This is a genomic window from Paenibacillus sp. EZ-K15, assembly GCF_002573715.1.
Classification (GTDB): Bacteria; Bacillota; Bacilli; order Paenibacillales; family Paenibacillaceae; genus Paenibacillus_AQ.
This window is the reverse complement of sequence record NZ_PDHM01000028.1, coordinates 202,885-225,205: the sequence shown is the minus strand read 5'-3', so window position 1 is coordinate 225,205 and position 22,321 is coordinate 202,885. Positions and strand designations below refer to the sequence as shown.

The window sequence follows — 22,321 nt, the reverse complement described above, 5'->3', positions numbered from 1 at the left end:
GTTTCTTCAGTAAACAACGAAAAAACGATACTGGATTAAACGATAAACCGCCAACAGGCGAAAAAGGCTTCTTCCAGAAGCTGCTGCAACAGAAGGCGCTGGTCTTCATGTCGATTCCTTTTTTGATATGGTTGTTTGTCTTTAAGTACATGCCTTTATGGGGCTGGACCATCGCGTTTCAGGATTTTAAACCGGCCAAGAAGATTTTCGATCAGGAATGGGTGGGCTTGCAGCATTTTACCTTCCTGTTTCAGGACGAACACTTCCTCCGGGTCATGCGCAACACGCTCGCCATGAGTTTTATCAACCTCGTCTTAGGTTTTGTGACGGCAATTGTGTTAGCGATTCTACTCAATGAGCTGCGTAATTTGATGTTCAAACGAGTCGTGCAGACGATCAGTTATTTGCCCCATTTCATCTCTTGGGTTGTGGCTGCGAGCATTATTTCGACGGCCCTGTCCGCAGACGGCGGGATTATCAATGAACTCCTCATGTGGTTCGGGATCATTAAGGAACCGATCCTTTGGCTTGGGGAAGGGGAATATTTCTGGGGAATACTCGGTGTTTCGGAAGTATGGAAGAATGTCGGCTGGAACACCATAATATATTTGGCTGCCATGACGATGATCGATCCCTCGCAGTACGAGGCCGCGGAAATCGATGGCGCTGGACGCTTTCAACGGATCTGGAACATCACCTTGCCGGGTCTGAAACCGGTATTCATCATCCTGTTGATTATGAATATCGGCAACCTGCTTGAGTCCGGTTTTGAACCGCAATATTTGCTTGGTAATGGCATGAACGTGGATTATTCCGAGAACCTGGATATTTTCGTGCTGAAATACGGTATTCAGATGGGCAACTTCTCGCTCTCGATTGCAGCCGGTATGTTTAAGACGGTCGTCAGCTTCATACTCTTGTTCACGGCCAACCATATCGCGAAGAGACTGGGCGAAGATCGATTGTTCTAAGCGAAAGCTTGCGAGGACCGTTCTCTATCAGAAAACGTACAGGAGGATTCATATGGCGAAGATTTCAGATTCACCACGAGCTCATGCCCGGTTCAAGTCTCCTGCGGACCGGTTATTCGATACCTTTAACATGGTGTTTATGATCTGTCTCATGATTATCACGTTATACCCGTTCATCAATACGCTCGCGGTATCCTTCAACCATGCGACGGATTCGGTGAAAGGCGGCATTTATTTATGGCCGCGGGATTTCACGTGGGAGAATTATAAATATGTATTTAACGAAGCCACGATATTTCACGCTACCTTCATCTCGGTTCTGCGTACGGTGATCGGAACGATTACCTCGGTATTCTGCTGTGCCATGGTCGCCTATACGATCAGCCGTCCGGAATATGTGCTGCGCAAATTCGTATCGATTGTTTTCATCTTAACCATGTATTTCAGCGGCGGTTTGATTCCGAACTTTCTGCTGATTCGCGAATTGGGCATGCTGGGCACCTTCTCGGTGTACATCATTCCGGGCCTGATCGGCGTGTTTAACGTGATCGTCATCCGTTCCTTTATTGAAGGACTGCCTGAGGGAATTCTGGAATCGGCCCGAATCGACGGCGCCGGCGAATTCACGACTTTCATGAAAATCGTGCTTCCGCTATGCGTGCCCGTGCTTGCTACGGTATCGCTGTTTACGGCGGTATCCCAGTGGAACTCCTGGTTTGACGTATTCTTGTACAACTCTTCATACAGCGAGCTTAGCACCCTGCAGTATGAGCTGATGAAAATACTCCAGAATTCGAACTCCTCGCTGAACTCCGGCAACGATTACGCAAGCCAGTTTGCAAGCTCCGAGAGCGGCGCAAATCAGGTCACGCCGACCTCCATTCGGGCAACGATGACCATTGTGGCCAGCGTGCCGATCATTCTGGTGTATCCGTTCCTGCAAAAATACTTCGTGCAAGGGATGACCCTTGGCGGGGTGAAAGGGTAAACCTGCGGGAGCCACCAAATAAGTACATCGTGTGCACGGCTCCCTGTACGCACGGTGCATGGTCTGGAGCGAGCATGCTTGGATGGCTGCTATCGACCAACCGATGTCGTTGTATCATGATCATAAACCATCAATCTTGCTATGATCTCTAAATTCAAGGAGGGATTGCGTATGTCTAACACGCAACGAAGTGAACCCAGGCTGAAGGAAATGTTTGCGGATGACTTTCTCATTGGAGCGGCCGTGAGCCCGCGGACGATCGAAACGCAGGAGGAATTGCTATCCTATCATTTCAACAGCATCACGGCGGAAAATGAAATGAAGTTTGTCAGCGTGCATCCGGCGGAGGATACGTATACGTTCGAGGATGCGGACCGGCTTGCTGCTTTCGCCCGCAAGCATGGAATGAAGATGCGCGGCCATACGCTGGTATGGCATAACCAAACAACCGACTGGCTGTTCGAAGACAAGAACGGGAACCTGGTGGATAAATCCACGCTGTACGAACGGCTAAAGTCGCATACCGACACGGTCGTAAAGCGGTACAAGGACGACATTTACGCCTGGGACGTCGTCAACGAGGTAATAGCCGATGAAGGCGCCGAGCTGCTTCGTCCATCCAAGTGGCTGGACATTGCCGGTCCCGAGTTTATCTCCAAGGCATTCGAGTATGCGCATGAAGCCGACTCGTCCGCGCTGTTATTCTATAACGATTACAATGAGTCCCATCCGAACAAGCGGGACAAAATCCATACGCTGGTCAAGTCGCTGCTGGATCAAGGAACGCCGATCCACGGCGTAGGATTGCAGGCACACTGGAATCTGTACGATCCGGATCTTGACGATATCCGCGCCGCGATCGAGAAGTATGCATCGCTCGGCCTGCAGCTTCAGCTCACGGAGCTCGATGTGTCGATGTTCCGGTTTGACGACAAGCGGAAGGATCTGACCGAAGCGCCGGAAGAGCTTCTAGAGGCTCAAGCCAAGCGGTACGAGGCGATGTTCGGCATTCTGAAGGAGTACAGGGAACATATTACGTCCATTACCTTCTGGGGCGCAGCCGACGATTACACTTGGCTGGACAATTTCCCGGTACGGGGACGGAAGAATTGGCCCTTCCTGTTCGATGAGCGGCATCAGCCGAAACCGGCGTTTCACCGGTTGGTGGAGCGTACGGTTAAGGTGTAATCCGTCATGGTGCGGATCAAGCCTTCATCCTAATCAAATACGAAGCAATATAAGGGTTAAGGCTGCCGTCAGCTTGTCATGTTGCCGGTCCTTGTGGCCGGCAACTTGTATTTTGGCCCTGGCGGGAAAAAGGGGTTAAGACAACGGCAATCCGAAGAGATGGCACTGATTTTTGGCCAAAAAAGGAGGAACTGACATTGAACAGCACTTTATATAAAGCGTGGCTGCAGTATGCGCCCATCAAGGACCAGGAGCTTGCTGCCGGATACGGCCGGCTGCTCGGCACGATTGTTGCGGACCTGCAGCAGTCGCGGGTTGCGAACGCCGCCATTGAGGAACTGAAGCGGGCGTGCCAATCCATGCTGGGTATTGTACCGGTCATCACGTCCGAGGCACCGGTCTCATCTTACTTCGAGGTGCGCATTTCGACGTCAGCCGAAACCGGCATGGGGGAATTGGATGGGGTCGGCTCAGGCGGGGACGGCTCAGATGGAGATAGGGGCCGGATGGCAGCCCAGCTAGGCGCAGAAGGCTTTCAACTGGAGCATTCAATCCAAGGGCAGCAGGAGAAGCTGGTATTGATCGGTGGATCCGGTAAAGGCGTATTATATGGGGTGTTTCATTTATTGAGATTGCTGGCCTCCCACCAACCGTTAGCCGGATTGAACGTGATCGAGCAGCCAGTGAACGTACTCCGGATGATCAACCAATGGGACAATGCCGACGGCTCGGTGGAACGCGGATACTCAGGTAACTCGATTTTTTACGAGAACGGACGGTTCACCGAAAATCTGGATCGCGTAAGAGACTACGCCCGCCTGTTGGCTTCCGTGGGCCTGAATGCCATCTCCATTAATAACGTCAATGTGCATGAGATCGAGACGAAGTTCATTACCGCGGAATATTTGCCGACGATTGCGAAGATCGCGGATATCTTCCGGGAATATGGCATTACACTGTACTTGGGCATTAACTTTGCGGCTCCGCTGCATATCGGCGGCGTATCGACCTCCGATCCGCTGAACGAAGAGGTTCGGCAGTGGTGGAAGGATACGGCGGATGAGATTTACGATCATATCCCGGACTTCGGCGGCTTCCTGGTGAAGGCGGATTCGGAGCATCGCCCCGGCCCGTTTGCCTATGGCAGGGACCATGCCGATGGCGCCAATATGCTGGCCGAAGCCTTGGAGCCGCATGGCGGGCTCGTCATCTGGCGTTGCTTCGTCTACAACTGCATGCAGGATTGGCGCGACCGCAGCACAGACCGCGCACGGGCAGCCTATGATCATTTTACCCCGCTGGACGGCAGGTTTAAGGACAATGTGCTGCTGCAGATTAAGAACGGGCCGATGGATTTTCAAGTGCGGGAGCCGGTGTCACCGCTGTTTGGCAGCTTGAAAGAGACCAATCAAGTGCTCGAGTTCCAGGCCGCCCAGGAATATACCGGACAGCAGCGTCACGTATGCTATCTGGTGCCGCAGTGGAAAGAGGTGCTAGATTTCGATACCTATGCGAATGGGGCGGGGTCCGAGGTGAAGAAGATCGTGAATGGTTCCCTGCACGGCATGAAATACAGCGGGATCGCTGCCGTTTCCAACATCGGAAATGATGAGAACTGGACGGGTCACACCTTGGCACAGGCGAATCTGTATGGCTTCGGACGTCTGATCTGGGATCCGGAATTGCCCTCCGAGGGGATCGCGGAAGAATGGACGAGGTTAACCTTCGGCAATGACGACACGGTGGTCGACACGGTATGCGACATGTTGATGCAATCGTGGCCGATCTATGAAAGCTACACCTCTCCTCTCGGTGTGGGCTGGATGATTACGCCGCACACGCATTACGGTCCAGATGTGGACGGCTATGAATATTCAAGGTGGGGTACGTACCATTTTGCGGATCGGGACGGGATGGGCGTCGACCGCACGATGGCGTCGGGCACAGGCTATACCGCGCAGTATTTCGGGCCGAATAGGGCTCGATATGATTCACTGGCGGATTGTCCTGACGAGCTGCTGCTGTTCTTCCATCATGTGCCGTATTCCCATGTATTGAAATCCGGTAAAACGATGATTCAGCATATTTATGACACGCATTTTGATGGGGCGGAAGCGGCAGCTGGACTGCTCGACGCATGGGCCTCGCTAGAGGATAAAGTCGATCCGGAACGTTTCGTTCAAGTGACGGAGCGGCTGACTGATCAGGCTGCGCATGCGAAGCATTGGCGGGATGTGATCAACACGTATTTCTTCCGTAAATCCGGCGTGCCGGATGAGCAGGGGCGGACGATTTATTAAGTTCATTTTATAATGGAACGCAAAAATAGGGGGGGCCCCATCAGGCTGTGTATCTGATGGGGCATCTTTTTTTTATGGCTGGATACTTTTCGAATGCCGAACCTTTCTATGAGTATGTACTTTTGATGACATGCTCCTCAGGTAAAAATAGTGCCCTTTGTAATGCTTTATATGGTAAAATCTTGGCAAAAAATCAGAGGAGGATTATATGATTAGATACTTCTGCTTGTTGATATTATTGATCCTGGTCTTAGGAGGCTGTAGTGGCGGCGATGAGCCAACGGAGAAGTTTACCAAAGAAGACATGGGGATCGTGCGTATAGATAATGGCCAAAAGGTATACTACGGCATGAATCGTGCGGATGCTGAAGAAGTGCTTGGCACGGGACAAGAGCATGCCAGGGGTGTATTTGACTACGATTCCGGGATCGCGGTGTTCTACAGAGATGATGCCGTTGTTGCGATCAGGATGGAGGAAGAATCGAAAGGACAATATAAAACAACGCGCGATGCCGAAATAGGCATGCAGATTGGCGAGATCCGGGAACTGTATGGAGAACAATATGTGCCAAATCAGACGAATGACCTCTTGGAGTATATCTATGACGATAAAAGAGGCAAGTTCCTTGAGAAGAACTCTCCCGAATCAGAAGAAGAAGCGCTGCATATTTTTGTCTTTACATCCATGTTTAATTCCGATGGGCATGCGGATACCCTATTGTTCTTTGATAGCCAATATTTGTCTTATGGCAAATAATCCGCAACCCCGTTCCATAATCCGGGCTTTATAGGGTGGGGGGCTATATGGTATAATAAGAATAGGTTAGGATAAGAAGAAGTAACGTGATCAAGGGGGGAATGGGTATGACAACCGAGAACCATGTACATGATGCATGCGCAGTGACCAGCGAACGGAAGAGCCATCATTCCGACAAAACGAAAAGTAACCTCGTCAGCCGGTTGAACCGGATAGAAGGACAGATTCGCGGCGTAAAGGGCTTAATTGAGAAGGATACGTACTGTGACGATGTATTAAACCAGATCTCCTCGATTCAGTCGGCCTTGAACGGCGTCAGCAAATTGCTGCTTGAGCATCATATGAAGAGCTGTGTGGTGGAGCGCCTGCAGGAAGGTGACGACGAGGTTATAACCGAGTTGTTAACAACCATGAACAAGTTAATGAAATAATGAGATTCCTGGCTGGAGACGGTCTGGTTATGACGAGTATCCATGGAACTGCCACCTTCTAAAGGTGGCAGTTAGTGTTTATTTAAGGTGAAGAATACCGCACGGTTATGCGGTTAAATCATAGTACGGGCAATAATTTTTTGAAAAAGCGAGAAAAACCATTGACTAAATATAGGGTAGGGGGGTATACTAACACTAAGAAACGAGAACAACACATTCAAAACGGATTCAGGGCATGTCTTTGAAGGGCTGCTCAAAATAATCTATAACCTAAAGGAGAGATTGAACATGGAACAGGTAACAATAAAAGTAGAAGGTATGTCTTGCATGCATTGCGTGAATTCCATTGAGGGAGCTTTAAAGAATGAGAACATCGAGGGTCATGTGGATTTGAAGGCAGGCACGGTCTCCGTCAAATATGACGCAGGCAAAGTCAATTTGGATAAAATCAAAGAAATTATCGAGGAACAAGGATATAACGTAGTTTAACCAAACGGCACGAGGATGAAGAGGGGTGAGGAGAAGATGGGAGCAGGAACAACATTGGAACAGAAGAAAACGTCGCTGCAGTTAACGGGTATGACATGTGCCGCCTGTGCGAATCGGATTGAGAAGGGCCTAAATAAAATGGAAGGCGTCCAGGAAGCGAATGTGAATTTTGCGCTGGAAAAAGCGTCGGTTACATTTGATCCGAATGTGGTTTCCGTCCAGCAGATGGAAGAGAAAATTGAAAAGCTGGGTTACGGAACGGCAAAGGAAACCGTGGACCTGCAGCTGATTGGCATGTACTGCGCCGCTTGTGCTTCGAAAATCGAGAAAGTGGTAAGCAAGATGCCAGGTGTTAATCAGGCCAACGTCAATTTTGCACTGGAGACGGCCCGGGTGGAATTCAATCCCGCAGAGGTAAGCCTTAGCGATATTCAACAGCGTGTGGAGAAGCTCGGGTATCAGGCGGTTTCCAAACAGGAGACGCTTGATCAGGAAGGTCACCGCAAGGAGGCCATCACCAAGCAAAAGCGGAAGCTGCTCCTGTCGGCGATACTGTCGCTGCCGCTGCTCTGGGCCATGGTGAGCCATTTCTCCTTCACCTCCTGGATCTGGATGCCGGATCTGTTCATGAACCCTTGGTTCCAGCTGATCCTGGCAACGCCGGTACAGTTTTTTATCGGAAAACAGTTCTATGTGGGAGCCTATAAGGCTCTCCGTAACAAAAGCGCCAATATGGACGTTCTGGTCGCACTCGGTACGTCGGCAGCTTATTTCTATAGTCTGTATTTAACGATCGATTGGGCCGCTGCCGGAGCAAATGTACACCATGGGCCCGAAATGTACTATGAAACAAGTGCGGTTCTAATCACGCTGGTCATTATGGGGAAACTGTTTGAATCCCTGGCCAAAGGCCGTACCTCGGAGGCCATCAAAACCCTGATGGGTCTTCAAGCCAAAACGGCGCTTGTCGTTCGTGACGGTCAGGAGATGACCATCCCAGTGGAACAAGTCCTGGTGGGTGATCTCGTATTGGTAAAGCCGGGTGAGAAAATCCCGGTGGACGGTAAAGTAGTTGAAGGCACGTCGGCTGTAGATGAGTCGATGCTGACTGGTGAAAGTATTCCGGTTGAGAAAAAAGCGGGCGACGCCGTCATCGGCGCCACCATAAACAAGAACGGACGCTTGACGCTTGAAGCGACGAAAGTGGGTAAAGAGACCGCACTAGCCCAAATTATCAAAGTGGTTGAGGAAGCGCAAGGCTCCAAAGCTCCGATTCAGCGGGTCGCTGATGTCATCTCCGGCATCTTCGTTCCGATCGTGGTTGGCATTGCGGTTGTTGCCTTCCTCGTATGGTACTTCTGGGTAGCACCTGGTAATTTCGCTCAATCGTTAGAAATTGCCATTGCAATTCTGGTTATTGCTTGTCCGTGTGCGTTGGGTCTGGCTACACCGACCTCGATCATGGCCGGTTCGGGCCGCGCTGCAGAACTGGGCGTTCTGTTCAAGGGCGGAGAGCATCTGGAGTCTACCCATAAAATCAATACGATTATTCTGGATAAAACAGGAACGGTCACGAAAGGTAAACCCGAGTTGACCGATGTGGAAGTGAATAACTTAGATCAAGAGCTGTTCCTTCGTCTGGTCGGATCTGCTGAGAAGAGCTCCGAGCATCCGCTTGCTGAAGCGATTGTGGCTGGGATTGAGGAAAAAGGAACGCAGCTTCCGGCTGCCGAGCATTTTGAAGCCATTCCAGGTTACGGCATCCGTGCCAGCGTGGAAGGACATGAGGTGCTGGTAGGCACACGCAAGCTGATGGCACAGCATAACGTACCGATTGATTCGATCCTCGGCAGAATGTCAGAGCTTGAAACCGAGGGTAAGACTGCCATGCTGACAGCGGTAGACGGCCAATATGCGGGTCTTGTGGCTGTGGCGGATACGATCAAGGAGACGTCCCGTGCTGCCGTAGCGAGATTGAAAGAAATGGGCATCGAAGTCATTATGATTACCGGTGACAATGAACGCACGGCACAGGCCATCGCGAAGCAGGTTGGCATCGACCATGTGCGGGCCGAGGTACTGCCGGAAGGTAAAGCGGATGAAGTGAAGAAGCTCCAGCAGCAGGGCAAGAAGGTCGCCATGGTTGGCGACGGCATTAACGATGCGCCGGCCCTTGCGGTTGCCGACATCGGCATGGCTATCGGTACAGGTACGGATGTGGCAATGGAAGCCGCAGACGTGACGCTGATGAAGGGCGACCTGAACAGCATTCCGGATGCTATCTACATGAGCCGCAAGACGATGAGCAACATCCGTCAGAACCTGTTCTGGGCACTGGGCTATAACTCGCTTGGCATTCCGATTGCCGCCATCGGGCTTTTGGCACCTTGGGTGGCCGGGGCCGCCATGGCACTGAGCTCTGTATCGGTCGTGCTGAATGCCCTTCGCCTGCAGCGAATGAAGGTATAACGAAAGCAGACTGACCGCTCATATATAGTGTATGAAGCAACCTAGCAAGGATATGATTATTAGGGCGACTTGATGGGGGTGTAGACATTGGCAACGCAAAAATTCGCAGTGACACCCGGCTTTGAAGTGGGCGGAACGCTGTTCCGCCCGGATCAGCTGTCCGTATTGGGCTCCATCGTGGGTGAGGATGCCCGCATTGAGATGACTACCTTTAAACAGCTCTACGTGGAGATGGACGCAGAGCGGGTGGAAGAAGCAAAGGCTAAGCTGGAAGCCGCCGGACTTCAGGTTCATCCTGCCGGTTTTGTCTCCAAGAGCCTGATCACCTGCAACTTCTGCCGGGGGGCGGAGGATTCGGGACTGGATGTTGCGAAGATGCTGGATGAAGCGATCGCCGATCATCCTGTACCTAATCCGCTAAAGATCGGTTACGCCGGCTGCGCGCTCGGCACCAGTGAACCGCTGCTGAAGGATATTGCCGTTATTAAGATGAGGAATACCTATGATATCTATGTAGGTGGAGAGCCGAGAGGCTTGAAGGCTGCTCTGGCTAAGCCGCTGCATAAGAATGTAGCGCCTAAGCTGCTGGCCCCGATTATCCTAAAGTTGATCGCCGTCTATCAGGAGCACGGCAAGAAGAAAGAGAAGTTCTCGCGTTTCGTAGATCGCATGACGCTCGATCAGCTGCATCAACTCACGCTAGATGCGCGGATGGATACGGCAGGGTAACAAAAGGCTTAGAAGGCATCACCTTAGGGTGGTGCCTTTTTTTGTTAGCGGACGCCGCGTATTAGGATCTCCTCGTGCGGCTTCATCAATTAGCTTCCCTCGTCTCGTCGGATCGGAATGGCGGATTGACCGAAGCGGTGATCGGTCTCTACGCCACCGGGAATGGCAGAGAAAGCGCGGCTAGCATCGACTTCGATTCTTTTGAATATACCGGCTATTTCTCATAATGGGATACGCCCAAACAAGGTTGGATATACTTTCAAGAGCGCCTGAGGGTGCTCTTTTTCTATGGATTAGAACGCGCTATCCACTGGATCATTGCTAGGATCGATCAAGCGAGATCCACTCTGAGCGCATTTCGTACTTGCGACGGTGGGAATAACAACCAGATTGGGCATTTTATCGTGGTTGACGAGCGATGTGAAAGGGTATACAATTTAGATTGTTAAAAGCTTTTAACTATTTAAATTTGTAATATATTCGTAAGTACTTCGTTGTACATCGAGGTGATGAAACTGGATAAGCGGGAACAATTATCTAACATGGTGGCCCGTCAGATGATGACGCTTGTGGCGAACTATGCCAAGATTCTGGACAATGATTTGACCGGCCCCCAATACTACGTGCTTCAGACCTTGGCGTATGAGGGGCAGCAGACCAGCTCGTATTTTGCCAATGCCTTGAATGTTACGCTTTCGGCTGTAACGAACTTGAGCAACAAGCTGGTCAGCAAGGGTTATATTGAACGGGTGGCGTCAAGCGAGGACAGGCGTCAGGTCTATCTTAAGATTACGGAGCAGGGCCGTGAAGTTGAAGCCCGGATGATTGCGAAGTACCGTGATTTGAATGAAGGCTTATGGTCGGATTTCTCGGATCAGGAGATGGATGTGTTGATCGCTTCATACGAGAAGATGATTGAACATCTGCAGCTTAAGATCGGGCAGTCCAATGAAGATAGCCAAACTAACGACTAATATATCAGGAGGTATTCTCATGGGGAGATTAGACAATAAAGTAGCAATCATTACGGGTGCAGCAGGTGGTATGGGTAAAGCTGACGCTCTTTTGTTTGCGCAAGAGGGAGCCAAGGTTGCGATTACGGACCTTCAGGAAGACAAGATCAAAGACGTCGTAGCCGAGATTGAAGCGCTTGGCGGCAAAGCGATCGGATTCAAGCATAACGTAGCTTCCGAGGAAGATTGGGTTCGTGTCGTGGACGAAACCGTTCAAAAATTCGGCAAAATCGACATCCTGGTCAACAATGCCGGTGTCTCCAATGCAACGCCGTTCATGGATTTGACGGTGGAAGGCTGGGAGAAGACGATGTCGATTAACGTTACGAGCATATTCCTTGGTCAGAAATATGTCATTCCGCACATGATCGAAGCCGGGGGCGGTTCCATCGTCAACATCTCCTCTATTGCCGGCCTGACAGGCGGCAGCGGCGCTGGTCCCTACACGGCAAGCAAAGGCGCGGTACGCATGCTGACTAAAGCCACAGCCGTTGACTATGCGAAGCATAACATCCGCTGTAATTCGGTTCACCCTGGCTACATCGAAACGCCAATGACCGTGGACTTGTTCAAGGATGAGCAAATGATGCAATGGTTCCAATCCCAGACTCCGCTTCCACGCCTGGGCAAAGCGGAAGATATCGCTCGCGGCGTATTGTTCCTTGCTTCGGATGAGTCTTCTTATATTACAGGCGTTGAGCTGCCGATTGATGGCGGATATTTTGCGAAGTAAGTCATTCTTCCATTGGCTTGTCTATAGGCTATAGACGGCAGAAATGATCGTGATACTACTCGGTCAGACCTAATTTATCTTATCATCAAGGGGAGTGTTGTTTCATGTCCGATAACAAACAGATCGCTGTCATTACCGGCGCAGCCAGCGGGATCGGCAGAGCCAGCAGCTTGAAATTGGCCGAGAACGGTGCAACGGTAGTGCTCGTTGACTTCAACAAGGAAGCCGGCGAAGAAACGCTGCGTTTGATCAAGGAACAGGGCGGAGAGGGAATCTTCGTGCAAGCGGATGTAACAAAAACCGAGGATGTTCAGAACTATGTGAACAAGGCGGTTGAAGCTTACGGCAGAATCGATTTCTTCTTCAACAATGCAGGCATCGTGCAGAAGTTCTCGATGCTGGACGACATCGACGAGAATGAATTTGACCGTCAAATGTCCGTGAACGTCAAGGGCGCTTTCCTCGGTATGAAGTATGTACTGAAAGTCATGAAGGAGCAGGGCAGCGGACATATCGTTAATACCGCTTCCACGGCGGGTATCCGCAGCGAGCACAGTGCGGCTGCTTATTCGGCAAGCAAGCATGCGGTGGTGGGCTTGACGAAGGGGGCAGCGCTGGAATACGTGAAGCAGGGCATTCGCGTGAACGCGATTTGTCCGGGCGGCGTTCAGACGCCGCTTACGGCAGCGGTGGCCAAGTCCTTCATGGAAGGCGGCTACGTGCCTGAGGAAGTGGGCAACATGCGGATGGGACGTCCGGCTGAGGCGGATGAAATCGCGAACGTGGTTGCTTTCCTGGCCTCCCCGGGCTCCAGCTACATGACAGGCTCGCTGGTTACGATTGATGGCGGATTGACGCTGTAATATATAAAGGAAAAAAAGACCAGTCAAGCACCGGAATACCGGGTTTGACTGGTCTTTTTGGGTTAGCTTTATATATTGCTGTCGAGGCAGCGGTACTTGACACGTTCTATGCAGATTAGACAGCGGTGTTTGAATGCAAGATCCCTGCAATATGCTGCCTAACATGCACCACGTCCTGAAACATATTACTTAGCACAATGACGGTGACCTTGGTTGATGGGAATCTCATAAGAATGGAAGTAAATCCGGGAATGCCGCCCGTATGGCCTGTCATCGTTCCATAGGGAGTATCTTGAATGATCCAGCCGCAACCATATGAATAATCATGATCGCCCTTATGAGGTGTGAGCATATAATTAATAAGATGCTGAGGGAGCAGCTTGTTGGTGTACAAGGCTTGGTCCCACAGATATAAATCCTCGACGGTGGAGATGATTCCTCCAGCGGCATAGGCATTGGAGGGGTGAATGTTATAGCTATTCATCAATTTTTCATTAGTACCGATCTCGTAGCCAGACGCTCGCAGCGGGATAATTTCTTGTGGGTCATCTAACCTTGTATTGACCATGCCCAGAGGGTTGAATATATGATCCTCGATGTAGGAGCCATAACTTTGGTCTGATACTTGTTCAATCAGAGCTCCGAGAAGGGCGTATCCGGAATTGGAATACTGATACTTTTCACCGGGTTCGTAATTTAGATCTATGCTAGAAAATCGATTCAATAATTCCTCCGTATTTGATGGTAATGAGGCCCAGTCAAATAAATTAGCCTTCTCGGTATAGTTGGTAATGCCGGATGTATGAGTTAACAGGTGATGGATTGTAATACGGTCCCCATCCTTTTGGTACGGAAAATACTTGCCTATGTAATCGTCAAAAGATAGCTTCCCCTGTTCAATGAGCTGTGCTACGCCTAGTGCGGTAATGGTCTTTGTTATAGATCCGATTCGAAAGACGGTTTCAGGTGTGTTGTCTACATCGAGCTCAATATTGGCTTTGCCACAGCCGCCTTTGAACAAAATAGAGTCTTGCTTTGAAGCCAAAACGGAACCGCTGAATTTACGATCTTGGGCAAGTGAATTCAAATAGGTATCAATCCGTTCCTGTGTATTACTCAAACCCTTATCCCTCCACTGATTAGTATACCTTCATCATAAGGATAATTATGGAACTCAGCAAGATATGGAAAAAGACCTATCTGCTCCAACATCGGCGGATAGGTCTTAGTTTTGCTTGTTAACAAGTATTTTAACGGATTCTCTTATTTGATGCCGACGACATCCGCCAGCAGCTCATAAGAACGCAGGCGCGCCTCATGATCGTAGATGGCGGCAGCGACAATGATCTCGTCCGCGTTCGTTGACTGCTGGAACTGCTCCAGCTGCGCGCGGACGGTTGCAGGGCTGCCGATGGCGGAGAAGCTGAGCTGGCGCTTCACGATGGCCTGCTCCTGCAGGTTCCACAGATCATCCATGCTGTCCACCGGGGGACTCAGCTGGCCGGTACGGCCGCGGATGATGTTCAGGAACTGCTGATATGGCGAGGTAGCCAAGCGCTGCGCTTCCTCATCCGTGTCGGCACAGATCACGTTCACGCCGATCATGGCATAAGGCTTACTCAGCTCGGATGAAGGGCGGAAGCTGGTACGGTACAGATCGAGCGCGGCCATCAGATAATCCGGAGCAAAGTGGCTCGCAAAAGAGAACGGAAGCCCCAGCTGGCCTGCCAGCTGCGCACTGAAACCGCTGGAGCCGAGCAGCCAGATCGGTACATGTAGGCCTTCACCGGGAATCGCCCGGATACGCATGGACGAGCCTGAGGTGGGCTGGAAGTAATTCCGCAGCTCGCCGAGGCGATCCGGGAAATCCTGCCCGTCGCTGCCCGGACCGCGGCGGAGTGCCCGGGATGTGAGCTGATCCGATCCCGGCGCACGGCCAAGACCGAGATCAATCCGGCCGGGATACAACGATTCGAGGGTACCGAACTGCTCGGCTATGACCAGCGGAGCGTGGTTCGGCAGCATAATGCCGCCGGATCCGACGCGGATTTTGCTCGTGCCCCCGGCGACATGTCCAATGACGACCGAAGTAGCCGAGCTGGCAATCCCCGGCATATTGTGGTGTTCGGCAAGCCAGTAGCGGTTATACCCCCACTTCTCGGCATGCTGGGCCAGATCGAGTGTATTCCGCAGCGACTGTGCAGCGGTGCTGCCCGCTGTAATCGGGGCGAGATCCAGGATGGAAATAGGGATATCGCGAAGCGTTTTGGGCGCTGTATGATCAAGATGGGGTTCTGTCATATGGGTTGACCTCCTTATTCGTGCGCGGCACGGTAAGTTTTTATATAGGGAGAAGACATCCGTCTGGATGCTGAAAAATATGAACTCTATTATCGATAGTTGATATCCCTATATAACGAACATTATATACCTACTTAATCCATAAGAAAAATGTACATCGAAGAATCATCAGAGAAGCCAGACCGCATTAAGAGGAAATTTTTCTTGCGATTATCGAATGGTTCAGCTTCGCTGAAAACATATAGCTTCGATAATCTAAAGAAAAATGTACATCGAAGAACCATCAGAGAAGCCAGGCCGCATGTAGAGGAAATTTTTCTTGCGATTATCGAATGGTTCAGCCTCGTTGAAAATTTATAGCTTCGATAATCTAAAGAAAAATGTACATCGAAGAACCTTCACAGAAGCCAGACCGCATTAAGAGGAACGTTTTCTTGTGTTATATAGCTGCTCCATATAATATATGCCTTTTATTCTGATCTAATTATCGGTGAATCCCATTCGGTGCATTTATGACGGAGCTTTGGCAAGCTCTTCGTTAAGAAGGTAATAATAGCAAAACAACGCAGCCTTGATGGCTGCGCTGTCGAATGTTCAGATTATGTTGGTTTTGTTCATTTTGTTTCACTTGGAGGCTCAATCCGATCCATCCCGTTCATGTATGGTCTGAGCGCCTTTGGAATGAGGATCGAACCATCGGTCTGCTGGTGGTTCTCCAGCAGCGGGATGAGAATTCGCGGCGAAGCCACGGCCGTGTTGTTCAGGGTATGGCAGTAGCGCAGCTTGCCTTCCGCGTCCCGGTAGCGGATGTTCGAGCGACGCGCCTGAAAGTCGAGCAGATTCGACGACGAGTGGGTCTCCCCATAAGCCCCACGGCTTGGCATCCATGTCTCGATGTCGTATTGCTTGTACGTTTTCTGCGACATATCCCCGGTACAGACGGCAACGACACGGTAAGGCAATTCGAGCTTCTGTAGCAGCTCCTCTGCATTGGCTGTGATCTCTTGCAGAAGCTGCTCCGATGCTTCCGTGCTGGCCTCGCAAAGCACGACCTGTTCCACCTTCGCGAACTGATGCACCCGATACAGGCCCTGGACGTCCCGGCCGCCCGAGCCGACCTCGCTCCGGAAGCACAGCGATGCTGCTGCCAGGCGAATCGGCTGCGCCACATCGACGACTTCACCGCTATAGAACGATACCAACGGCACTTCCGACGTACCGACGAGCCACTTATCTTGCTCCATAATTTGAAAAGCCTGATCCTGACCAAGCGGGAAGAAGGCTGTATTCTGCATGGCCTCCGTCCTAACGGTTAACGGTACGTCCATAAGGGTAAAACCCTTAGCGACCAGCATATCCACCGCAAGCTGCTGAACGGCCCGATGCAGCATGGCGCCGATGCCGGTCAGGTAGTAGCTGCGCGTGCCGGCGGTTTTGACGCCGCGGGGAATGTCGATCATCCGGTGCAATTCGCCGAGCGTGACATGATCCCTGTATTCATAATCAAACACGGTGGGCTCGCCAACCCGTCTGATCTCTACATTGTCCTCATCCGAAGCTCCGATCGGCGTATCCGGCGAAACGATATTCGGTACAAGGATGAGCAGCTTGTTGTAGGCGTCGTCAACCTCCCGGTATAACGCTTCCTGCTTGCCCAACTGATCGTTGATGTCCTTGACCTGCTGTTTCGTCCGCTCGGCTTCTTCCTGTTTACCTTGTCGCACGAACGTGCTGATCTCCTGCGAGATGGCATTGCGCTGCTGCCGCAATCTCTCCACGGCCAATAGCAGTGTCCGGCGCTGGTCATCCAGCCGGACAAGTTCGGCAACCGACAGGGCGATGCCTTTCTGGTCAGCCACTCGCTGCAGTTCTTCCTGATTCTCTGTGCTCTCTCGGATCCATTTCATATCTAGCATAATCACCGCGCTCCTTCTTCTGAAAAAAATAAAAAAGCGTCCTAGTCCATATGGGACGAGGGACGCTTATGCGCTCGCGGTGCCACCCAAATTGATTGAACCGTAACCTAATTACGAAACAGGTTGGTCCGTGTTCAATCCACTTTGATTCCGCGGTAACGGGCGGGTCCGGTTAACTTAGGGGGATGTCTGATCGAATATAGGATCGGATCCCCTTGACGAGAACGCCTCGGAGTTGGAAGCTCTTCATCGGCCTGATGTTAATATTGTTGTTCAGTATACCGCATGAGGTGTCTTTTATACAAGGGGCTCATCGGATTTTTGTACGCCGTTACATCGACGCAGCTTTCTTCGCAGCTGCCCGCTTCCATCCGGCAGGCTGCTCCGCATCCCAGCGGAAGGTCCATGCAGCTGCGCCGAGGATAAGGACCGTGAAGCCCGCAAGAATCATGAGGGGCATCCAGATGCCGGAGGTATCGCCTTGCGGAGAAACGGCAATGGACATGGCATCGACCAGGTAATGGAACGGCTGCAGCTGACCCAGGATGACGACCCATGCGGGTGCATGTTCTAATGAATAGAAGGCCTCACTTGTCAGCAGCATCGGAAAGCTTATCAGGTTCGAGATCATGTTGACATTGTTCTCGTCCCGAGACAGGTTGGCTGCCAGAAAACCGAGTGCGGTAAAACAAATGGTGCCGATCAGAAGAACAAGCAGCATCAGCGCAAGCCCTGTCAGGCTTAGCTTCACCTCGAGCATAAATAGACTCGTGAGGATGACGCACACGCTTACGAGCAGTGCCAGCACGGTTCGTGCCCCTGTCATTGCGGTAATGAACGAGACAGTGCGAAAAGGTGTTACCCGCAGCAGTTTATAGATGCCGCGGTTTCGTTGGGCCATGACGTTAAAGGCGGTAACCATCGTGGCCCCAAACAAAATGTTCGTTGTCAGCACGCCCGCGAGGAGTCGGTGAGAATAGGCTGCGTCGTTGAAATATAGTCCCAATCCGATCAGCATGGCAATGGGAAAAACGATGTTCCAGACCAGGGTATGGGTGTCGCGGAACATGCTCCGCAGCATGGTGATCATAATGATCCGCATATATATATTCCTCCTAAGGTTTTTATTCTGACCGGCCTTTATTCCTGATCATCGGTCAGTTGGATATACAGTTGTTCGAGGCTATCTGTTCGGTAATAGCCGAGGAGCTCTTCCGGCGTGCCGGAAGCTTTCACCCGCCCATCACAGATGAGCACCAGCCGGGAAGCGAGTTTATGAACCTCCTCCATGTCATGCGAAGTGAAGACAATCGAGGTGCCCTTGTCTGCCAGAGAACGGATCAGCTCCCGGATATCCCGGCGTGCCCGTGGATCCAGTGCTGCTGTAGGCTCATCAAGGAATAGCAGCTTGGGTGTATGGACTAGCGCTATGGCAATGGCGAGCCGTTTCTGTTGGCCTCCCGAGAGCCGAAGCGCATCGGTTTTGGCAACATCCGCAAGCCCGCAGCTTCTAAGATGCTCGATGAGCTCCGCATCCTTGAGTCGCTTGCCATAGAAAGCAGCGAACATTCGCAGATTCTCAAGGGCGGTAAATCCCGGAAAGAAGGGAGTGGACTGCAGTTGAAGCCCGATGTGCGGGGCAGGATCCATAGTCCAGTAGGTGACCGTGCCGATATCGGGTCGGCGCAGACCCAGCACCAAATCCAGCGTCGTTGATTTTCCCGCGCCGTTCGGCCCGATGATCGCAAGCACTTCACCTTCCCGTATTTCTAGAGCCACATCATGTACGACCGTTCGCTGACCATAGGTTTTTCTTAAACCTTTCGCTTGAATGAGAGTAGGCAACATCATCTCGTATTCACGCTCCTTATTAACCAATGTTATATATCCAATATTGGATATTGACCGAAAATGAAAGCCGCAGCTGATGCTGAGGCTTATTCTTGAACGAGTGCAATGATCTTGTTGAGAAAGGTGATGTCCTGTTCTAGGATCGAGATCGCATTGTCGAAGGTAGCAAGGGCGATCCTCGATAAGCCGTACTGTCCCTTGATTTCTTTACCTGAACGCCATTGTGCCAGCGATTCTTCCACTTGCTTGAGGTTTTGCTGCAGCAATTCGACCGCTTCCTGCTTGGGAACGTTCTCGATCCAGACCAATCCAAGAGAGAAGTCGGATTTGACGGTATGGGGAGGAAGCGTCAAGGTTTCGCGGATCATCTTCTGGAATAACTTCTCGCCTTCATCCGTAATACTGTAAATTTTGCGAAGTCTCGCACCGGTCCGCTCTTCAGCGGTGGCTGCAATCAGACCGTCGCTTTCCATCTTGTTAAGTGCATAATAGATGGAGCCGGACAGAATATTCGTCCATAGGTCCATGCGGCTGGCCTGAATAAGCTGCTGAATTTCATAGCCATGCATCGGGCGCTGGCGCAGGAATGAGAGCAGGATGAGGTTGGTCATGTTGGGTCACTTCCTTAGGATGTGTAGGTGAAGAATAATTTCATAACTGGATATCCAACGTTGGATATCTAATGATTGTAATTATAAATACGATGGAATGATTTGTCAACGATCTGCGGAAAAATAGGTAAACGTCATATATGGATTGAATGAAAGCGATTTAACGTTTAGTCTATTAGTGTGAACTAGTATGGCAGTTGGATGAGGAGGCTATATCGTCGATGAACTACAGACAATTGGGAAATACGGAGCTTCACATTAGCGAGGTCAGCTTCGGCACATGGGCGATCGGAGGTTCATGGGGGCAGACCAACGATGAGGAAGCCTTGAAGGGCTTTGATCGGGCCATCGGCGAAGGCGTGAACTTTTTCGATACGGCCGACGTATATGGAGATGGGCATGCGGAGGATTTGCTCGCACGCGCAACCAAGGGCAAGGAAGATTCGGTGCATATCGCCACCAAGTTTTGCCGTGCCGGAGATATTCACGATCTTCAGACCTATTCGGAGGACTCCATCCGCCTTTATTGCGAGAATAGCTTGAAGCGGCTCCAGCGGGAGCAGATTGATCTCTATCAGGTTCACTGCCCTCCCTTCGGGGTGTTGAAGGACGGAAGGGTGTTTGAAGTGCTGGACAAGCTGCAGGCCGAGGGGAAAATCCGGCATTATGGCGTCAGCGTGGAGACGGTGGAGGAAGGACTGTTTTGCCTGGGGGTACCTGGCGTAAGGTCCCTGCAGGTTATCTTCAATCTGTTCCGCCAAAAACCGCTGGCTCAGCTGCTCCCGAAAGCCAAAGCGTCGGGCGTCGGCATTTTGGTGCGCTTGCCGCTTGCCAGCGGTCTGTTAACAGGGAAATTTACGGAGAACACCACCTTCAGCGAAGGGGATCACCGGAATTTCAATGCGAACGGGGAGCAGTTTAACGTGGGCGAGACCTTTGCCGGCCTGCGGTTCGAAAAAGGGGTTGAGCTCGCCAGAGAGCTCGCTTGGATTGCCGAGGGCCGAGGCGACATGGCTCGTGCATCCATGCGCTGGATCCTGGACTGCCCCGAGGTCAGCGCTGTCATTCCCGGCTTCCGCAGCGTCCGCCAGATTGAAGATAATCTAGGAACGCTGGAAGTGCCCTCATTCACCATGGAGGAAAAGGTACGCCTGGCCCGCTTCTATCAGGAGCGGGTAGCGGAGCACATCCGCGGTGCCTTTTAGGCTGCATTCCGAGGATAAATTGTAAGAAGCCTCCCGATCATTCGGGGGGGCTTTTTGTGTAGGAGGATGACTTTGTTCAGAACGATTGCAGCTGCTGCAGTGCTGCTTTAAAGCATATCCTATGCTTAATCATGGTAATGATACTATAATATAGGCAAAGATTCTGAATCGGAATGTGTTCAGCTGGAGGATTGTCGTTTTGAATGACTTGTTGAAGCGGGAGCATGACATCATAAAGGTCTGTTTGTTAGCAGGAAAAATCATGTTGCAAAGCGGTGCGGAGACCTATCGGGTCGAGGATACGATGATGCGGATCGCCGCGGCTTTCGGCGTGGAGAACAGCCACAGCTATATGACCCCGACCGGGATTATCTTCTCGGTGGAGGAGCCCCAGCATATTACGCGGCTCATTCGTATTTCGGATCGGACAACCAATCTCGATAAGATCGATCAGGTTAACAGCGTGTCTCGGAGCATAAGCCTCGGTGAGCTGACGATTGAGGAGGCTCATAGGGCGCTTGAGAAAATCGAGCATGAGCAGGCGATATATCCGACATGGTTGTTGATTCTCCTGTCAGCGATCGCAAGCGGCTGTTTCCTCATTATGTTTCGCGGCATTTGGCCGGATTTCGTACCGGCGGCCATTGCGGGCGGTCTTGGCTTCTCCTGCTTTTTATACATGCATCGGGTCATACCGGTGCGATTCTTCGCCGAATTCTCGGGAGCGCTGGTCATCGGCATAACCTCCGTATGGATGGTCAGATACGGATTCGGCCATCAGCTGGATACGATCATTATCAGTTCCGTGATGCCGCTGGTACCGGGCTTGCTGATCACGAATGCCATCCGCGATTTAATGGCGGGGCATCTGATATCCGGCTTGTCCAAAGGTGCGGAGGCTTTTGTTACGTCCTTTGCCATCGGAGCGGGAATTGCGTTTACGTTGTCATTCTAAGAGATGTGTGAGTGGAGGTGAAGATGGTGGCAACCTTTTATATACAGCAGCTCATCACGAGTTTTGTTGCTTCGGCGGCCTTCGGGATCATATTCAACGTACCCAAAAAAGCACTGCTGCAGTGCGGGTTTGCCGGCATGGTGGGCTGGCTGCTCTACATTATGCTGCAGAACATGATGGTTGAGCCGGTGACGGCCACCGTGTTTGCGGCTTTTTGCGTGACGATCATCAGCCATTTTTTCGCCAAAAAATACAAGACGCCCATTATCGTGTTCAGCGTGTCGGGGATTATTCCGCTCGTACCGGGCGGAGTCGCCTACAATGCCCTTCGGCATGTCGCCCAGAATCAATTTGATCAGGCTGTTCAGCTGGGAGCGCAGGCCTTCATGATTTCAGGCGCCATCGCGCTGGGTTTGCTGCTATCGGAGGTGACCAATCAGATCATTCGGAAGTGGTCGATATCACGGAGAGGAGCTGGAAAACACAATTCGACCGGTTCGTAAGGTCTCGCGATCAGAGAGACCTTACACATTAGAATAAGGGGATATGTT

General features: G+C 51.3%; 22 protein-coding genes. 16 read left to right on the top strand and 6 right to left on the bottom strand.

All coding sequences use genetic code 11. The features are described from left to right. Nucleotides 1-107 precede the first annotated feature (107 nt). The 13 genes from CRG97_RS31320 (at nt 108) to CRG97_RS31265 (ending at nt 12,931) form a co-directional block, all read left to right on the top strand. Nucleotides 108-971 (top strand): ABC transporter permease, encoded by an 864-nt coding sequence (locus tag CRG97_RS31320; RefSeq protein WP_228469025.1) that lies wholly within the window; start codon nt 108-110, stop codon nt 969-971. 52 nt (nt 972-1,023) lie between these two features. Beyond that, nucleotides 1,024-1,959, top strand: coding sequence for a carbohydrate ABC transporter permease (locus tag CRG97_RS31315; RefSeq protein WP_098749380.1), 936 nt, complete (start codon nt 1,024-1,026; stop codon nt 1,957-1,959). 171 nt (nt 1,960-2,130) lie between these two features. Beyond that, nucleotides 2,131-3,147 carry an endo-1,4-beta-xylanase gene (locus tag CRG97_RS31310; protein ID WP_098749379.1) on the top strand — a complete coding sequence of 339 codons (1,017 nt, stop codon included), beginning with the start codon at nt 2,131-2,133 and terminating at the stop codon, nt 3,145-3,147. A 197-nt stretch (nt 3,148-3,344) separates the two neighbouring features. Next, the gene (locus CRG97_RS31305) at nt 3,345-5,447 is read left to right on the top strand and encodes an alpha-glucuronidase family glycosyl hydrolase (protein WP_098749378.1); all 2,103 of its coding nucleotides are present in this window, start codon (nt 3,345-3,347) and stop codon (nt 5,445-5,447) included. A gap of 208 nt (nt 5,448-5,655) precedes the next feature. After that, nucleotides 5,656-6,204 (top strand): hypothetical protein, encoded by a 549-nt coding sequence (locus tag CRG97_RS31300; protein ID WP_098749377.1) that lies wholly within the window; start codon nt 5,656-5,658, stop codon nt 6,202-6,204. A 107-nt stretch (nt 6,205-6,311) separates the two neighbouring features. Then, nucleotides 6,312-6,635, top strand: coding sequence for a metal-sensitive transcriptional regulator (locus tag CRG97_RS31295; RefSeq protein WP_098749376.1), 324 nt, complete (start codon nt 6,312-6,314; stop codon nt 6,633-6,635). Between the two features lie 288 nt (nt 6,636-6,923). Further along, nucleotides 6,924-7,124: a cation transporter gene (locus CRG97_RS31290; RefSeq protein ID WP_071218723.1), complete on the top strand. Its 201-nt coding sequence runs from the start codon at nt 6,924-6,926 to the stop codon at nt 7,122-7,124. A gap of 36 nt (nt 7,125-7,160) precedes the next feature. Further along, entirely contained in the window at nt 7,161-9,593 is a 2,433-nt protein-coding gene (locus CRG97_RS31285; protein WP_098749375.1) for a heavy metal translocating P-type ATPase, read from the top strand. Nucleotides 9,594-9,680: 87 nt separating this feature from the next. Further along, nucleotides 9,681-10,322 (top strand): nitrite reductase, encoded by a 642-nt coding sequence (locus tag CRG97_RS31280; protein WP_098749374.1) that lies wholly within the window; start codon nt 9,681-9,683, stop codon nt 10,320-10,322. Nucleotides 10,323-10,396: 74 nt separating this feature from the next. After that, nucleotides 10,397-10,549: a beta-xylosidase family glycoside hydrolase gene (locus CRG97_RS33140; RefSeq protein WP_161952979.1), complete on the top strand. Its 153-nt coding sequence runs from the start codon at nt 10,397-10,399 to the stop codon at nt 10,547-10,549. 282 nt (nt 10,550-10,831) lie between these two features. After that, complete coding sequence (locus CRG97_RS31275; RefSeq protein WP_237566628.1) at nt 10,832-11,296, top strand: MarR family winged helix-turn-helix transcriptional regulator; 465 nt, start codon at nt 10,832-10,834, stop codon at nt 11,294-11,296. A 19-nt stretch (nt 11,297-11,315) separates the two neighbouring features. Then, nucleotides 11,316-12,068, top strand: a complete 753-nt coding sequence (locus tag CRG97_RS31270) for an SDR family NAD(P)-dependent oxidoreductase (RefSeq protein ID WP_098749373.1) — start codon at nt 11,316-11,318, stop codon at nt 12,066-12,068. A 104-nt stretch (nt 12,069-12,172) separates the two neighbouring features. Continuing rightward, a complete protein-coding gene (locus tag CRG97_RS31265; protein WP_098749372.1) occupies nt 12,173-12,931 on the top strand; it encodes an SDR family NAD(P)-dependent oxidoreductase in 759 nt (252 codons plus the stop codon). 115 nt (nt 12,932-13,046) lie between these two features. Here the strand turns inward: CRG97_RS31265 and CRG97_RS31260 are convergent, their stop codons facing one another. The 6 genes from CRG97_RS31260 to CRG97_RS31235 all read right to left on the bottom strand — a co-directional run bounded on the left by CRG97_RS31260 (nt 13,047) and on the right by CRG97_RS31235 (nt 19,610). Next, complete coding sequence (locus CRG97_RS31260; protein ID WP_098749371.1) at nt 13,047-14,051, bottom strand: serine hydrolase domain-containing protein; 1,005 nt, start codon at nt 14,049-14,051, stop codon at nt 13,047-13,049. A gap of 143 nt (nt 14,052-14,194) precedes the next feature. Beyond that, complete coding sequence (locus tag CRG97_RS31255) at nt 14,195-15,232, bottom strand: LLM class flavin-dependent oxidoreductase (RefSeq protein ID WP_098749370.1); 1,038 nt, start codon at nt 15,230-15,232, stop codon at nt 14,195-14,197. 614 nt (nt 15,233-15,846) lie between these two features. Then, complete coding sequence (gene serS / locus CRG97_RS31250) at nt 15,847-17,148, bottom strand: serine--tRNA ligase (protein WP_098749369.1); 1,302 nt, start codon at nt 17,146-17,148, stop codon at nt 15,847-15,849. A 331-nt stretch (nt 17,149-17,479) separates the two neighbouring features. After that, on the bottom strand, nt 17,480-18,250 hold the full coding sequence (locus CRG97_RS31245) for an ABC transporter permease (RefSeq protein WP_098749368.1): 771 nt from the start codon (nt 18,248-18,250) through the stop codon (nt 17,480-17,482). A 38-nt stretch (nt 18,251-18,288) separates the two neighbouring features. Next, complete coding sequence (locus CRG97_RS31240) at nt 18,289-18,999, bottom strand: ABC transporter ATP-binding protein (RefSeq protein WP_098749367.1); 711 nt, start codon at nt 18,997-18,999, stop codon at nt 18,289-18,291. An 86-nt stretch (nt 19,000-19,085) separates the two neighbouring features. Continuing rightward, nucleotides 19,086-19,610, bottom strand: coding sequence for a PadR family transcriptional regulator (locus tag CRG97_RS31235; protein ID WP_098749366.1), 525 nt, complete (start codon nt 19,608-19,610; stop codon nt 19,086-19,088). 221 nt (nt 19,611-19,831) lie between these two features. Between CRG97_RS31235 and CRG97_RS31230 the strand changes: the two genes are divergently transcribed. From CRG97_RS31230 to CRG97_RS31220, 3 genes are all read left to right on the top strand, one after another. Beyond that, nucleotides 19,832-20,815, top strand: a complete 984-nt coding sequence (locus CRG97_RS31230) for an aldo/keto reductase (protein WP_098749365.1) — start codon at nt 19,832-19,834, stop codon at nt 20,813-20,815. Nucleotides 20,816-21,014: 199 nt separating this feature from the next. Beyond that, the gene (locus CRG97_RS31225) at nt 21,015-21,770 is read left to right on the top strand and encodes a threonine/serine exporter family protein (protein ID WP_098749364.1); all 756 of its coding nucleotides are present in this window, start codon (nt 21,015-21,017) and stop codon (nt 21,768-21,770) included. Nucleotides 21,771-21,793: 23 nt separating this feature from the next. Continuing rightward, on the top strand, nt 21,794-22,273 hold the full coding sequence (locus CRG97_RS31220; protein ID WP_098749363.1) for a threonine/serine exporter family protein: 480 nt from the start codon (nt 21,794-21,796) through the stop codon (nt 22,271-22,273). The last annotated feature ends 48 nt before the right edge of the window (nt 22,274-22,321 follow it).

Excerpts from the sequence above, each read along its gene's own strand:
- CRG97_RS31320 (WP_228469025.1), top strand. The coding sequence starts at position 108 with ATGTCGATTCCTTTTTTGATATGGTTGTTTGTCTTTAAGTACATGCCT.
- CRG97_RS31315 (WP_098749380.1), top strand. The coding sequence starts at position 1,024 with ATGGCGAAGATTTCAGATTCACCACGAGCTCATGCCCGGTTCAAGTCT.
- CRG97_RS31310 (WP_098749379.1), top strand. The coding sequence starts at position 2,131 with ATGTCTAACACGCAACGAAGTGAACCCAGGCTGAAGGAAATGTTTGCG.
- CRG97_RS31300 (WP_098749377.1), top strand. The coding sequence starts at position 5,656 with ATGATTAGATACTTCTGCTTGTTGATATTATTGATCCTGGTCTTAGGA.
- CRG97_RS31295 (WP_098749376.1), top strand. The coding sequence starts at position 6,312 with ATGACAACCGAGAACCATGTACATGATGCATGCGCAGTGACCAGCGAA.
- CRG97_RS31290 (WP_071218723.1), top strand. The coding sequence starts at position 6,924 with ATGGAACAGGTAACAATAAAAGTAGAAGGTATGTCTTGCATGCATTGC.
- CRG97_RS31285 (WP_098749375.1), top strand. The coding sequence starts at position 7,161 with ATGGGAGCAGGAACAACATTGGAACAGAAGAAAACGTCGCTGCAGTTA.
- CRG97_RS31275 (WP_237566628.1), top strand. The coding sequence starts at position 10,832 with ATGAAACTGGATAAGCGGGAACAATTATCTAACATGGTGGCCCGTCAG.
- CRG97_RS31270 (WP_098749373.1), top strand. The coding sequence starts at position 11,316 with ATGGGGAGATTAGACAATAAAGTAGCAATCATTACGGGTGCAGCAGGT.
- CRG97_RS31265 (WP_098749372.1), top strand. The coding sequence starts at position 12,173 with ATGTCCGATAACAAACAGATCGCTGTCATTACCGGCGCAGCCAGCGGG.
- CRG97_RS31255 (WP_098749370.1), bottom strand. The coding sequence starts at position 15,232 with ATGACAGAACCCCATCTTGATCATACAGCGCCCAAAACGCTTCGCGAT.
- serS (WP_098749369.1), bottom strand. The coding sequence starts at position 17,148 with ATGCTAGATATGAAATGGATCCGAGAGAGCACAGAGAATCAGGAAGAA.
- CRG97_RS31245 (WP_098749368.1), bottom strand. The coding sequence starts at position 18,250 with ATGCGGATCATTATGATCACCATGCTGCGGAGCATGTTCCGCGACACC.
- CRG97_RS31240 (WP_098749367.1), bottom strand. The coding sequence starts at position 18,999 with ATGATGTTGCCTACTCTCATTCAAGCGAAAGGTTTAAGAAAAACCTAT.
- CRG97_RS31235 (WP_098749366.1), bottom strand. The coding sequence starts at position 19,610 with ATGACCAACCTCATCCTGCTCTCATTCCTGCGCCAGCGCCCGATGCAT.
- CRG97_RS31230 (WP_098749365.1), top strand. The coding sequence starts at position 19,832 with ATGAACTACAGACAATTGGGAAATACGGAGCTTCACATTAGCGAGGTC.
- CRG97_RS31220 (WP_098749363.1), top strand. The coding sequence starts at position 21,794 with ATGGTGGCAACCTTTTATATACAGCAGCTCATCACGAGTTTTGTTGCT.